Annotated in this window: 10 protein-coding genes and 1 riboswitch; of the genes, 2 read left to right on the top strand and 8 right to left on the bottom strand. The window is 34.2% G+C overall.

Going from position 1 to position 14,530, the window contains the following annotated elements; translation table 11 throughout:
* Positions 1–873 precede the first annotated feature (873 nt).
* From AB3U99_RS08680 to AB3U99_RS08650, 7 genes are all read right to left on the bottom strand, one after another.
* The gene (locus AB3U99_RS08680) at positions 874–1,872 is read right to left on the bottom strand and encodes an asparaginase (RefSeq protein WP_400246882.1); all 999 of its coding nucleotides are present in this window, start codon (positions 1,870–1,872) and stop codon (positions 874–876) included.
* A gap of 383 nt (positions 1,873–2,255) precedes the next feature.
* Positions 2,256–2,741: a nitroreductase family protein gene (locus tag AB3U99_RS08675; RefSeq protein ID WP_400246881.1), complete on the bottom strand. Its 486-nt coding sequence runs from the start codon at positions 2,739–2,741 to the stop codon at positions 2,256–2,258.
* Positions 2,742–2,840: 99 nt separating this feature from the next.
* Positions 2,841–4,025 carry a Ger(x)C family spore germination protein gene (locus tag AB3U99_RS08670; protein WP_400246880.1) on the bottom strand — a complete coding sequence of 395 codons (1,185 nt, stop codon included), beginning with the start codon at positions 4,023–4,025 and terminating at the stop codon, positions 2,841–2,843.
* A 163-nt stretch (positions 4,026–4,188) separates the two neighbouring features.
* The gene (locus tag AB3U99_RS08665; RefSeq protein WP_400246879.1) at positions 4,189–6,015 is read right to left on the bottom strand and encodes an APC family permease; all 1,827 of its coding nucleotides are present in this window, start codon (positions 6,013–6,015) and stop codon (positions 4,189–4,191) included.
* 96 nt (positions 6,016–6,111) lie between these two features.
* A riboswitch (cyclic di-AMP (ydaO/yuaA leader) is annotated at positions 6,112–6,253 on the bottom strand.
* A 309-nt stretch (positions 6,254–6,562) separates the two neighbouring features.
* Entirely contained in the window at positions 6,563–7,747 is a 1,185-nt protein-coding gene (locus AB3U99_RS08660; RefSeq protein WP_400246878.1) for an NAD(P)/FAD-dependent oxidoreductase, read from the bottom strand.
* A gap of 122 nt (positions 7,748–7,869) precedes the next feature.
* On the bottom strand, positions 7,870–8,295 hold the full coding sequence (locus tag AB3U99_RS08655) for a DUF1641 domain-containing protein (RefSeq protein WP_341192523.1): 426 nt from the start codon (positions 8,293–8,295) through the stop codon (positions 7,870–7,872).
* A 525-nt stretch (positions 8,296–8,820) separates the two neighbouring features.
* Positions 8,821–10,068 (bottom strand): ATP-binding protein, encoded by a 1,248-nt coding sequence (locus AB3U99_RS08650; protein ID WP_400246877.1) that lies wholly within the window; start codon positions 10,066–10,068, stop codon positions 8,821–8,823.
* 247 nt (positions 10,069–10,315) lie between these two features.
* On the opposite strand from AB3U99_RS08650, the gene AB3U99_RS08645 reads away from it, so the two are divergent.
* Positions 10,316–11,671, top strand: coding sequence for an amino acid permease (locus AB3U99_RS08645; RefSeq protein WP_400246876.1), 1,356 nt, complete (start codon positions 10,316–10,318; stop codon positions 11,669–11,671).
* 99 nt (positions 11,672–11,770) lie between these two features.
* Here AB3U99_RS08645 and AB3U99_RS08640 read toward each other — a convergent pair whose 3' ends face one another.
* A complete protein-coding gene (locus AB3U99_RS08640; protein WP_400246875.1) occupies positions 11,771–12,679 on the bottom strand; it encodes a TetR/AcrR family transcriptional regulator in 909 nt (302 codons plus the stop codon).
* Positions 12,680–12,957: 278 nt separating this feature from the next.
* On the opposite strand from AB3U99_RS08640, the gene AB3U99_RS08635 reads away from it, so the two are divergent.
* On the top strand, positions 12,958–14,490 hold the full coding sequence (locus AB3U99_RS08635; protein ID WP_400246874.1) for a DHA2 family efflux MFS transporter permease subunit: 1,533 nt from the start codon (positions 12,958–12,960) through the stop codon (positions 14,488–14,490).
* Positions 14,491–14,530: the final 40 nt, after the last annotated feature.

Here is a 14,530-nt window from a genome sequence, read left to right as displayed (position 1 = left end):
CCTATCACCTTATTACTATCTGTTTCTATTACCCCGATTATGTATTCTTTAATACCTATGATATTATCTATTATTCTACTAGTATATAATCCTATAGTCACATTTTTTTCATTTTCTTTTGTTTTTATAGAACTAAAGATATATGCAAATACAAAATCTGTCCATATTATTTATTTCAAAAGTTGCTTTATTTAACTGTAAATCTAGTTTTTGAAAATATTACACTAGAAATAGATGAGTTAAAATTAGGTGTATATACCTAAAATCCCAAAAAAGAAATCGTTTTCATCTTAAAACCAAAGAAAAAAGAGGCTGGGACAAAACTAAATAGCCACTCTGTAAAGACGAACAATCTCAAATTTAGCTCTTAAATAAAGGCTAGTTTTTCATATTAGTTATTTATGATTTTAAATATAATCAAGTGTAAAAAAACAATTCTTTCCATTGCGCTACAGACTCTCGATGCACAGGGGAGGAAGCTGAGCCTCCTCGGCTTCCCGCAGGAGTCGAGTGTCTTCCGCTCCATTTCACTCCGTTTTTAAAGCCTATTTCTTAAAAAAATTGTTTTTTTTAAGAAAATTTGAATTAGTAGGAAATAGGGAGCAGCCTGAATACACGTAGACTCCACGGGGATTAGTGAGACAGCCTGAGACCCTGAAGGCCAAGGGCAGACCGTGGCTTTAGCGCGAGCCCCACGGAAAGCGAAGTGTATTAAGGCTGTGGGTGATAACAACTGAAACAGCTTTTTTACAAGCTAATTAAAAAGCCAAACAATCATACGAAATTTTCGTGTAATTGTTTGGCTTTAACTTGGGCTAGAATACTTATGTCCCAGCCTCCTTTTAATCAATTTTTTTCAAATAGAACGAATCTTTAACTCTCCCATTCTACTGATAAATCATAGGCAATGGGACTTTCCATCACTCTTTTTACTTCATTTACTGATTGTTCACTACCAAGTACCCACATTAATTTTGCTACTATAGCTTCGGTATTCATATCTGCTGATAATATGACATTGTATTGGGCTACTTTTCTTCCTACTTCATATAATAATAGATCTTGGCCTTCTTCAAGACACTGAGTAGAAATAACAACTGCAATCCCTGCGTTTACCATTTCAGCAATCTTCGGCAAGAGGTTTCTCTCCTCAAAAGGTAATCCTCCATTGCCAAAGCTTTCGATAATGACGCCCTTATATGCATGTTTAATAAAATCAAAGATTTCAGGTTTTGTTCCTGGATACAATTTTAATAGGAACACATCTGGACAGATCCTTGTATCCAATACTAGTTCACCCGTTTGCTTGTCCGGCTTCCATAAATAATGAATTTGATTTTCTTCTATCTTGGCCACATATGGATGGTTAATGCTTTCAAATGCATCATAGCTTTTGGTGCGCATTTTTACTGCTCTAGTTCCAATAATCACACGACCATCGAAAACGACAAATACGCCACCAATGTCCTCTTTTGCAAAGCGAATACTATCCATGACATTTTTCTTAGCATCTGTTTGTTTAAAACTAATTGGAACCTGTGATCCCGTAATAACAACAGGTTTTTTTAGACCTTGCAACATATAAGAAAGCGCAGCTGATGTATAGGCTAACGTATCTGTTCCGTGCGTAATCACAAATCCATCATATTCGTGATAATGTTCCGCAATTGTTGTAGCCATCATAATCCAATGTTCCGGCTGCATATTCGTACTATCTCTATTCATAATGATTTTACAAGTCACATCAACTTCTAAAATATCATTTTTAAAATATTGAAGGAGCTCTTCTGCAGACAAACCGGGGACTAGTCCTTCCTTCCCTTCAACTGAGGCGATTGTTCCACCGGTTGCAAGTAACAGCAATTTTTTCATTTAAAGTCCTCCTAAATGCATTACTTCGTAAAGTATACACTTGCTTGATATACACCAAGTTATTATATATAGTGAATGAAATTTCTGCAATAAGTGGATTCTAACCGTTTTTGCAAAACGGAATAAACTTCATTGTATGTACCTAAGTCTATTTTCCTAAAAAATGTGACTAAAAGGAAGTGGATTGGGACACAAGTATTTCAGCCAAAGCTAAAACCGAACAAATCATTCAAAAAATGATGAATGACTGTTCGGTTTTATTATTAGTTTAATAAATGGCTATTTTATTTAGGCTGTTGTTCTTAGCAGCAACCAGAATCATTAATTTTTTCTTTCGGGAATTTTTTTTGAAATAATTACCTTTAAAAACAAAGCGTAAGGCTTTAATCTAAGTAGATAATTTTGTCTTCAATGGAAGCTCGTTCTTTCGCAGCCATGATTTCTTCTGGATAACCAATTGCAAGTACTCCCACTACTTCAAATTCATCACTCACTCCTAAAGTTCTTCTTCCTAAAGCAGAAGAACCTACAGAACTCCAAAACGTTCCAACTCCTTCGGCCCACGCCTGGAGCATAAAATTTTGAATAAAGCAGGAAACGGCTGATAAGTTTTCATCCCGTTCCATTTGATTTCTTCCTTTATGTGATAAAATTGCTAAAACCTTTGAAGCCCCACCAAAATTTGTTTTATGCTTTAATTCTGCTCGAGTCTTTTCTCCAATAAAAAGAATTTCCCACGGCTCAGTCATCTTATGATTTGGTGCAAATCTGGCACGTTGTAGCCACTCCGCAATAATGGAATTATCGACTTCGTCAGACTTAAATTTTTTAATCGTTCTTCTTCCAGTGATTACCTCGGATATATTCATTTCTACCGCTCCCCTATTTGTGAATGCATCCTTCATTCTCCTTTTTATCATAACGCTATTTTTATCATTTTTAAAGAATTCCTATTTATAAAAAGACAGTTATTTTACATTATAGCTATTGTTTCTAAAACCGCTTCTTTTTATTTCCATATTCACATGTACATTTATCTTTGCATCTTTAAAACCTGCATCCCAATCTTCTCCGTATTGTTTAAAATGCTTATAGTCTTGGTCTCTAAATATTTCTCCTAATCCAAATATATCAGCCACATATTCTTTTTGCATTTTTTCAATTAGTTGATTGAATTCCTTTTCTAGATAGCGGTTGGTCCGTTCTTCAAAATCTTCGAATGCGTTTACTTTTGTAGCTTTTATTCCCTTATCTGATCCGTCAAGAGTGGATTCCGAACGGACAAATATATCTATTTGAGGTCTTCCGTTTACTTGCCTAGCATTAATTTTTGTCTGCGTATGGATAACACGTAATCCAAAAAACTTTTGGTCTTCATAGGGTATAGTTAAAGAAGTTCGTTCCAATTTATTTTGAATCCACAATAAAATTCTTGTATCATGTAAATCAAGATACCCCTGGAGCTTTCCGTATTTAAAAATCGCTAAAGAGTCAATTTTTGCGATTGCTGCTGGTGATGTTGTCTTTATATTATCCATACTGCCGCCCATTTCTTTATCGCCGGAAATTTTCATAGCAGCTAACACTGGAACTTGACCTTGTGATGAATATGTACGAATAAAATCATTTAACTTCATTCCAGGTGTTCCGCCCCAGTCCTTAAGCATATTATCCATCTGTGGAAATATTTTTAAAGAAGAGACTTTTTGATAATCGTTAACCACTCGCAAAAAATCAACAGCATCTGTATCTCTAGCAACAATGATATTAAAGTCATCTCTTATTTCTCTATCTCTGTCGAAATAATCCATAAAACTAAGAATACCTTCTCGAGCAATTTCTTCCCCAATGACAAGTAATCTCATATGCGAAAATACCAAATGAGTAGATATAGCAACGTTAAACTTATGGGTAATCTCCCCAATAGTATCTCCTTCTATCGAGTAAACAATCGCAGGAGCTAAACCTTGAGCAGTTTTAGGATTTAGCTCTGTTGCTGAAGTGCTTTCAATAGAAAGTTTATATTTATGTTCTTCTCCTTTATCTACTGCTATCCCTGTTACAATGGCATTTTGATTTAATTCCGAATGATCCCAACAGCCAGTTAGCAAAAAGATAGATATAATAGACATACTTAATAAGCAGCGTTTCATATTTTAAACTACTCCCTTAGAATCATCGATATCGTACTTATCTCTTTCCTAACAATATTACTAGGAAACTATACAAAAAGGATAATTTCATCTTTTTCAAAGTTTACCAATAGGTTATGAAAAAGATGAAAAATTATCCTTTATATCATGATAAATTTATATACTATTTTCTTAAATGATAGGGAACAGTTGTAACAATTACATTTCGTTTATATAAAAGATGAGTCTTAATCAATAGACTGGATTGATTGTGTAAAAAATTATGCCAATTTTTCTTCGTAATAAATTGCGGAATAATAACCGTCACATTATGCTTCTGTTCAGCGGCTTTTTCCTCGATTGTATCAACAAATCTTGCTAGTGGCCTAATCAGACTTCGATAATGAGAATGAATTGTTACTAAACGAATATCCGGTCTAAATTCTTTCCACTTTTCCTCCATTCGTCTCTCACTCTCTCTGTCAAATGCAACATATACAGCAATTACTACATCTCCTACTGTCTCCGCATATGCTAAAGAATTCTCTACCACCTTCGTAATCCCGGCAACTGGAAGAATAACGATATTCCCTTCCATTTTTATAGCAGAATGTTTCTTTGATACTCTTAATTGCTCTGCAACATTATGATAATGTTTGTTTATTTTATGAAACCCGAAAACAACGAAAGGGAGAAAGAGTAATACTGGCCACACTTGGAAGAACTTAGTTGTGAACAGAATTACTAAGACGGTAAAGGTAATACACGCTCCGATTAAATTAATAGCTAGCTTCCCTTTCCACCCCTCAGGTTTCTCTTTCATCCATTTTCTACTCATTCCCGTTTGCGATAATGTAAATGGAATAAATACGCCAACTGCATATAATGGAATAAGCTTTTCTGTATGACCTCCGAAGAAAATGATTAATAATATAGATGCGATACCTAAGATAACAATTCCATTTGAATAGCTTAATCTATCTCCTCTAACTGTAAATATACGAGGCATATATTTATCGGTCGCTAGATTTACGGCAAGTAACGGAAACGCTGCATAGCCCGTGTTGGCTGCCAATATTAATATGATTGCTGTTGTCACTTGGATAAAATAATACATAGCATTTTTCCCAAACACTTCTGTAGCTATTTGGGAAATTACCGTTTCCTCCCCACTTGGGGCAATCCCAAACCAGAAGGCAAGAAAAGTAATTCCAGAAAATAACACAGCTAGAAATAACCCCATCATCGTTAACGTTTTAACTGCATTTTTGGCAGAAGGTTCTTTGAAATTTGGCACAGCATTAGAAATTGCCTCCACACCTGTTAAAGCAGAACATCCAGAAGAAAAGGCCTTTAACAAAAGAAAGATACTCAACCCTGGAACAGTAGTCCCCATTGGCGTGTGTAGCTCAGTAGGAACTTCTCCGTTTAAAACCTTCCAAATACCAACACCAATTAAAATAAATAAGGTTAAAACAAATAAATAGACTGGATAAGCTAATATAGACGCAGATTCGGTTACGCCTCTTAAATTTAGAATCGTTATCAGAATAACCATCATTATTGCGAGAATAACATTATATTGATACAAACTTGGAAAAGCAGAAGTTATTGCATCTGTCCCAGCAGAAACACTAACTGCAACGGTTAGAATATAGTCTACTAAAAGCGATCCACCTGCAATAAGACCTGCATTTTCTCCTAAATTATTTTTTGACACAACATATGCTCCTCCACCTTGCGGATAGGCATAAATGATTTGACGATAAGACAACATCAAAGCTGTCAATAAAATAAGCACACCAATTGCAATTGGGATAGAGTACCAATAGGCAAGGAAGCCTACTGCCGATAAGACAAGCAAAATCTGTTCTGTTCCATATGCTACCGATGAAAGCGCATCAGATGAAAGTATCGCAAGAGCTTTTAATTTATTTAATTTCTGTTCTCCTAAAGCACTTGTTTTCAAAGGTTTCCCAATAATGATTCTTTTTACGGTTAATTTGTTCACGATGTATCCCTCACTATAAACTTTTCATCATACTAAATTTTAAACATAAAAAACCTACAAAGAATTACTTTGTAGTCTAATAGCTTACATCAAGTATTCTCCCCTCTTAACGCTTCCGGAGTTAGCTGTCGGATTAGGACATATGAGAGTTGCCCTTCCTTAATAAGGATTCACCCCTAGTGTTTTCACACAAAATGCGGGTCCCCCGTTCCAAAAATGGATTAAGCGATTTGTATAAATTTGTTTTGCCATGAATGATATTACTCCTGAAATTTAGGGAAGTAAAGAAACGAAAAGGAACAAAAAACAGTGAAATTAACCGAAAACAACCATCTAAGCTATTTTACATGGAAGAATCTATCTCTAGCTCCTTTTTTTATGAATTATCTCTATCTGATTTAAAATAACGATTACCCTATTCTATGAAGTTTAGCGTTTTTTTACAGGAAAAAATTTGCGCTGATTGCGGGAAAGAACACCGACAATTCCTTATAAAAAAAAGATGAGTACAGTGCTATGCACCATATCTCATCTTTTTTCAAAAGGATTAATAAGCTAAGCTGAATAATCCTTTAATATGTGACAAGTAACGAATATTACTTGCTTCTTTCATTAAGGAAGCAGGTAATCCTTTTAATGGAGTGGAGCTTCCGCCTACGATTGCTACTCCGTCTTTTCTACCAAGACTTGCAAGTGTACCAGAGTTAATTGGATCAAAAGTATCTAATGCTTTATTTTCAAGGTAAGCATATAGATTATATCCGATTAATTCTCCCATTTGCCAAGCGATTTGCGCTGTTGGTGGTGCTGGACGACCATCTCCATCAGCAGGGAAGTACACAGCACTATCACCAGCTACAAATACATCAGGATGTGATGTAGATTGTAGGAATTCATTAACTGTTGCACGACCACGATTAACTTCTAATCCAGAAACACCAACTAATGGATTTCCTTGTACACCGCCTGTCCATACAAATGTATTAGCAACGATTTTTTGACCATCTTTTAGATCAATAACATTGCCTGCTACATTTGTTACAGGAAGGCCAGTTAAGAATGTTACGCCACGCTTTTCCAAGCTTTTTGTAGCACGTTCGATTAGGTCTTCTGGTAATACTGGAAGAATTTTCGGACCAGCTTCTACTAATAGTAATTTAATATCTCGGAAATCAACACCATATTTTCTAGTTAATCCTGGTAAGATATCAGCAAGTTCACCAACAAGTTCTACACCTGTTAGTCCGCCACCACCGATTAAAATAGTAGCATCTTCTTGTTTTCTCGTTTTAGCATATTCACGAATACGCTCTTCAACATGGTTGTAAATTTTGTTTGCATCGTCTGCAGACTTAAGAACCATGCTGTTTTCTTCAAGACCAGGGATACCGAAGTATGCAGTTACACTTCCTAAAGCAACTACTAATGCATCATAAGTTACTTTAGATCCATCGCCTAAAACAACTTCTTTTGTATCCACATTGAAAGTATCAACGGAAGCAATTTTCAAGTCGATATCTTTCCCTTTAAATAATTTGTCTAGGGGCATAGCAACTGCTTTTTCAGAAACATTGCCTGCTGCTAAACGGTGCAATTCAGTAATAATTTGATGTGTTGGATATTTATTAATAACGGTAACTGTAGCTTCTGCTTTACTGTAAAATTTACGAACATTTAAAGCTGCTAAAAGGCCACCGTATCCAGCACCTAAAATAACGATATGTTTTGACATAGTAAATCCTCCGTCCTTATTACATTTAAAAGTATTGGCAGGCTTGCTTGTCAGTATTGTCATGTAAGGATGTCCCTTTTTCTTAGACAAAAAGCTGACTTGGCAAGACTCTACATGAAAGATTATTTATTATTGCGCTCTGACATAATTTGAAGATAGCTCTGTAAAAAACGGAACATCTTTTGTGCTTGTGGGTCTTTTAACATTTTCATTAAACCAAATATACCAATTGTTTCATTGCTTTCTTCTGCACGATCTTTTGCTTCAATTGCTGCTGAAGCCATCCCTTTAACTGAATGGATTACTGGTTCGAACATTTCAGTAGTCGCACCAACAATATCGCTCTTAAAAACTTCATCTTGTGATAATGATTGAACAACATCATAAGATTTAGATAATCCGTTAACCATTTCAGTTAACTTAGGTAATTGCTCGATTAATGTTGTCAATGATTCTTGTACCTCAGGCTTTAACAACTGATCCAATAGGTCTTGATTTGTAGCAGTCAGTTGTTTTTCAGCATTCGTTTGAGCAGTAGTTTCTGACATAACTGATTCTCCTTTACTATAAGCTTTTCGCTTAAATGTTATTAACAAATTTATTGTGATTGACTGCACAAAAATTTGCAAAAGATATTTTTACCAACTCTAGTTAAAATGAATGAAGGTATGTACGAATGAAAATTCTGGTTACAGTCCTCTTTAAAACAATAGAATAGGATGGTACAACCTCTCCATCATTAAACTCCTTTAATATAATACCACTTTTTGAACAAAAATAAATGTAAGTTTGACAAAAAAATAGATTTTTTTGGACAAAAGTGAAGTTTATCACGAATCAAGAGATCATCGTCACAAAACCAACAAATTAAATATTAACTCAAAATATTCTTAAGTTTCACTGTATAAACTATTATGCTAAAATACTGACGTAATATTCATTTCTTTCCTTATATATTCTTCAGAAAATCCAGAATCCCTGTAAGTGTTTCCATTTTTACCTAAACATTTTTCCCTTAAAGAATGTATGAACAAATTTATCAGTAGTTTATACTCTGTCCATACATCCCTCATTTATTTATTAACAATCGGCAAATAAACAGAAAAAGTTGTACCTTTATTAACTTTACTTTTAATCTTAATTTTGCCGTTTAGGTGATGAATAATATTAAAGCATACCGTGGTACCAATACCCGTTCCTTGTGTTTTTGTGGAATAAAAAGGAGTTCCTAGTCTGGTTAGTTCCTCTTCGGACATTCCTTTTCCATTATCCGTAATATTTATCTTTATATAATTCTCTGACATCTGTTCAGAAATAACCACTTCACCCTTGTCCTCTATAGCTTCAATAGCATTCTTGATCATATTTATAAATAATTGCAGAATTTCATCTTGCCCAGCACTAATTATACAAGGCGTATGAACTTGATTATAAATTTTCACGTTATTTAATAGTGCATATGGACTCATAAGCTCTTCTACTTTTTTAAGAAGATTGGCTAAATCAATCTGTTCTTTGATGCCTTCATTTGTACGGGCAAGTGATAAATAATCATTTATTATTTTTTCTGCCCTCACCAATTCTGATTCCATGAGTGAAAGCATCTCTTGTTGTTTTCCTGTAATATTTGAAGATTCCTTTAATAAATGAGTGTATCCTTTTACAACGGTTAAAGGGTTTCGTATTTCATGTGCAACAGAAGCAGCCATTTCACCAATTAATCTTATCCGTTCTGTCTGTTGTTTTTGCTCCTTCTTCCTTTCTTGATAAGAGAGGGACTCTATTAGATAAATAGCTATAATAAAAGTAACAAGATGAGACAAGTATAAATAAACAATAAAGGTTAAGGTTATTTTATTTGTGAAAAATGAAGTAGCAATTAAATCAATGCTTATAGGAAATAGCAATGTTATACAAGCAATCATTGTTTTTTTTATTAAAGATTGAGCTTGCTTGTATTTTTTGATTGCGAAGTACAAAATGGGTAGTGAAAATAATACGATGATCATCGTCACAATTAGTCCTTCATTAAACCCAATCATATATCTGTACATTCCTATCACAACAGTTGTCAATAAGCCTGCCGGAAACCCTCCATAGAAAAAAGCTATTAACCAAGGAATTGTCCTTAAATCATAAATATGACCAGGAGCTATTTCTAATGGAAATGTCATGGATAAAATTAATATGGCTGAACAATAAATAAATGTAAATACTGTTTTATTTTTAATTTTCAATTTATGAAAATAATAATAATAAATAAAAATCGGAACAACATTTAATAATAAAACAAATAAGTAATTGTCAAATCTAATCATCATTTCTCCTCATTTATAAAAAAATCCTCACCTTATCTAAGTTACCATCATTTCACAATTATTTCATTAGGAAAAATTTTTTTCTACTAATTGCTAGGATGAAACAGATAGTTGTTTCTATTATTAACGTTACTTTTATGTTTTAAGTTATACAAATAATTGCTGTAAAAGCTGACATACTAATAGTGGTTAATTACAATACAATCTTTTTTATGTAATCCCTTCATCATTACTTAAAGAGGAGAAAAACATGACGAATAAAAAAGAAAATTCAAATTCTTCAAAATCTGAAAATCTGAAGTGGTGGCAGCTATCTTTAATTGGCGTAGGCTGTACGATAGGCACTGGCTATTTTCTAGGGTCTAGTCTTGGCATTAAAGAAACAGGTCCTTCCATTGTTTTCACCTTTATTTTAGCTGCGATTGGTACGTACATTGTTTTTAATCAATTAGCTAAAATGACCGCAGAGGACCCACAGGAAGGATCATTCTGTTATTATGCAAACAAAGCATTCGGTCCATGGGCCGGCTTTAGTTGCGGATGGAATTATTGGTTCTCTAATATCCTAATCATGGGCAGCCAATTAACAGCGCTTTCGCTTTTATCACAGTTTTGGTTTCCTAAAGTACCTTTATGGGTATTCGCATGCATTTATGCTGTTCTATCTTTATTTGTCGTCTTTCTAGGAACAAAAGGCTTTGATCGCGTCGAAAATTATTTGGCTATTATCAAAACTGCAGCGATTATTATGTTTATTGGTTTAGCAGCAGCTGCTGTATTTGGCTGGATACATGGAGGAAACGGCGATATTTCTATCCCTCGTTCCATGAATGAACTATTTCCGAAAGGCTATAAAGGCTTCTGGATTTCTTTATTATTTGCGTTTTACGCATATGGAGGAATAGAGGTAATCGGGTTAATGGCAATGCAGCTAAAAGATAAAAAAGACGCACCGAAAGCTGGGACAAATATGCTCATAATTCTTGTAATAATCTACGTTCTTTCTCTAGGGCTAGCGTCGATTTTAGCGCCACTCGATCAGTTTTCCGAAAAAGAGAGTCCGTTTGTAACTGCCTTATCGGATTATCACTTGAACTTTTTCCCCCATGTATTTAATGGAGCTATTATCATTGCAGGATTTTCCACTATGACAGCGTCTTTATTTGGAGTGACTAGCCTGTTAGTTACATTAGCAAAAGATGGGGATGCACCAAAAATCTTTACAAAAAAATTAAAGAATTTCAACCAGTTGCCTCTTCCTTCCTTTATTCTTGGAGGAATTGGGCTCTTCGCTTCTGTTATAGCCGCCCTTTTGTTACCAGGAAAAATATTCGAATATATTACAACGGCAGCTGGGATTCTTTTATTATACAACTGGGCTTTCATCCTGTTTTCTTCCTTTAAAGTATTAAAAGGAAAACTGTGGGATAAAATAAAATCTTCATTTGGTATTTTACTTATTGTCTCTGCTGTTGTAGGAACCATTATCGAAAAGCAAGTTCGAATCGGCTTCTTTGTTAGTTTAGCATTTGTTGTGATTATTGCAGCAGCGACATTTTTCATGCGACATAAATTAGGGAAAAATAAGGCGGGCTGTGCAGAATAAAGTCAAATGTTTTGTCCCTGCATTATTAGTGAAAACGCCTCAGAAAATGGTAAAAAGGAAAAGTCAACGTTTAGGCTGTGACTTTTCCCTATTACACTGTCATTGATTCTGTTGTGAATATACTTTTTCTATGCTTTCTTTAAATGTTTGAACAGTTTTAGCATATGGTGTATCTTTTACCTCTTGCATCAGAGACATTAATGTACTTTCGATAATAAAATATCTTGGGTGTTTGATCTCTATCTCTTCTTCAATAAATGTTAATAATTGTTCTATTTTTTCTTGATTAGTAAGAAATTCTTTATCTTTTTTTAAATCCGCTTTAAACGTATAAAGCATACAAAGAATTTCCTTCTTTCCCATATCATCATCGTTTATGGATTGAAGTGCAATCCAATTATAAAGCGTATCTGGCTTTAAAAGGACTTCATTGGATTTAGATAACTGGTTAACCATATCAAGTACCCTATTCACACAGTAATGAACAATTTGATGTATATTTGCGTGATCCTGATAGACTAATGAATGCACAAAAATGTTAGAATGGATCATTCCCATTAGCATGATGGAACAATCTAATAAATATGTTTTGTTTTGTGCACCACATACATCAACTAATCGATTATAAATCCAGCTTAACTGATGTACTCTTCTATTTTTAATATAATTTTTTAATTCTTCATCCTTCGTAAAAAGGATTTCTTCAAATAAAGAAATTATTTTATATTGATTATTTGTGCGAATCAACATTTCGATTTGTTTAATAAATAGGGTGCTATCCGTTTTATCTTGACCAATTAGTAATTGTTTCCTTTGCCATTCCAATTCCGTATAGATATTTTTAAAAATCGAAATCAACAATTCATTTTTACTGGAGAAGTAATTATAAAACGTACCTTTTGAAATATTACTTGCAGTTAGTATGTCTTGGATCGACGTTTGCTGAAATCCGTTTTCAATAAATAATTCATGCGCTTTATCCATTACATGCTGTTTACGTTTATTCATTTAACCACCTTAAAAGTAAATTTAGACTACTGGTTCAAATTATATACTAGGTTATTTAGAATGAAATTACAATCATTCAACAGATAAAATAACGGGTGAATTTCTTGTTATATAAAGGTTTCCTCCATAATATCATTAGTCGATTGTAAAGAAATTATTTTTTACTTAGGGATTCTAAACATTTTTATTGCAATATTTATACTACAGGTATATTATTATTTAAGCTTAGATTCAATAGGATAAAAAGAACGAAGAGTTCATAGGGAGGAATTGTTTTAATGAACACAAATGCAACAACGAATGAAAAAAAACCTGCATATGGGATTATTGTAATTTTAATGGCGGGTGCCTTTGTCGCATTTCTAAATTCAACACTGTTAAATATTGCTTTACCGTCTATAAGTGCGGACTTCGAAATTGATCCATCTGTTGGTCAATGGCTAATTACTGGGTATATGCTTGTCAATGGCATTATGATTCCAACATCCGCTTTCTTAATTCAAAAATATTCAACAAGAAGATTATTCATCACAGCGATGTCACTTTTTGCTGTTGGTACTTTAATGGCTGGAATGGCTCATTCCTTCCCAGTATTGTTACTTTCACGAATGATACAGGCTTCCGGTTCGTCTATTATGATGCCAGTTTTAATGAACTTTTTGCTAACGAGCTTCCCAGTTGAAAAACGTGGAAGTGCAATGGGTGTATTTGGTCTTATTTTGACCTTCGCTCCAGCAATCGGTCCTACATTATCAGGATATATTGTGGAACATTATGAATGGAGAATGTTGTTCTATGTTGTTTCTCCTATTGCAATCATCGTTTTAATTTTAGCGATTTTTAAAATTAAAGATAAGAAGGAAAAAGTAGATATTCATATTGATCGTTTATCTGTCGTTTTATCCAGCTTAGGATTCGGTGGTTTATTATATGGATTTAGTTCTGCTGGTACAAAAGGTTGGAGTAATATTCATGTTTACGGTACTTTGATTATTGGTGCAATATCTCTTATTTTATTTGTTCTTCGCCAATTAAAGATGACAACTCCAATGCTCGAGTTCCGAATCTTTAAGTATCCATTATTCTCATTATCAGCAGTTATTACGATAGTAGTTAACATTGCTTTATTCTCTGCGATGCTGTTAATGCCGATGTATATTCAAACAGTTAGAGGCATTTCACCTTTCCATTCTGGCCTATTATTATTGCCTGGTGCCATTATTATGGGGATTATGTCACCGATTACCGGAAGACTTTTTGATAAATATGGGGCAAGAATACTAGCTTTAGTTGGATTAACATTGACTGCCATTACGACCTATATGTTTAGTCAATTATCGATGACAACTACTACAACTACATTAGTGCTTATCTATTCCTTACGCATGTTTGGTATGTCCATGGTTATGATGCCAATTATGACAAATGGTTTAAATGAATTGCCATCGAGAATGAATCCTCATGGTACAGCTTTAAATAATACATTGTCCCAAGTGTCAGGAGCAATTGGCTCTGCAGTTATGATCACCATCATGTCACAGCGTACAGCAGCACATGGTGAGGAATTAGCTGCCCAAGCAATGAAAGAGATGAGCAATGCAACGACACAACCAACTCCTGAAGCAATTGCAACAATGCAAGAACAGCTTGGAATGAAAGCAATGCTTGAAGGAATCAATGATGCATTTCTTATTTCTGTCGGAATCGTTATTGTTGCACTTATTCTTGCCATGTTTGTAAAACGTGCAGTTCCTCCAAAGGAAACAGAAGAACATACTAGTCCAACTGAAATGAATGAAGCGGTAGAATAAGAAACTACTATAAGCAATATTACTACTAGTCAGCGTCAAA

The sequence above is a fragment of the Niallia tiangongensis genome (assembly GCF_044704065.1).
Classification (GTDB): domain Bacteria; phylum Bacillota; class Bacilli; order Bacillales; family Cytobacillaceae; genus Niallia; species Niallia tiangongensis.
This window is presented reverse-complemented; position numbering and strand designations above follow the sequence as displayed.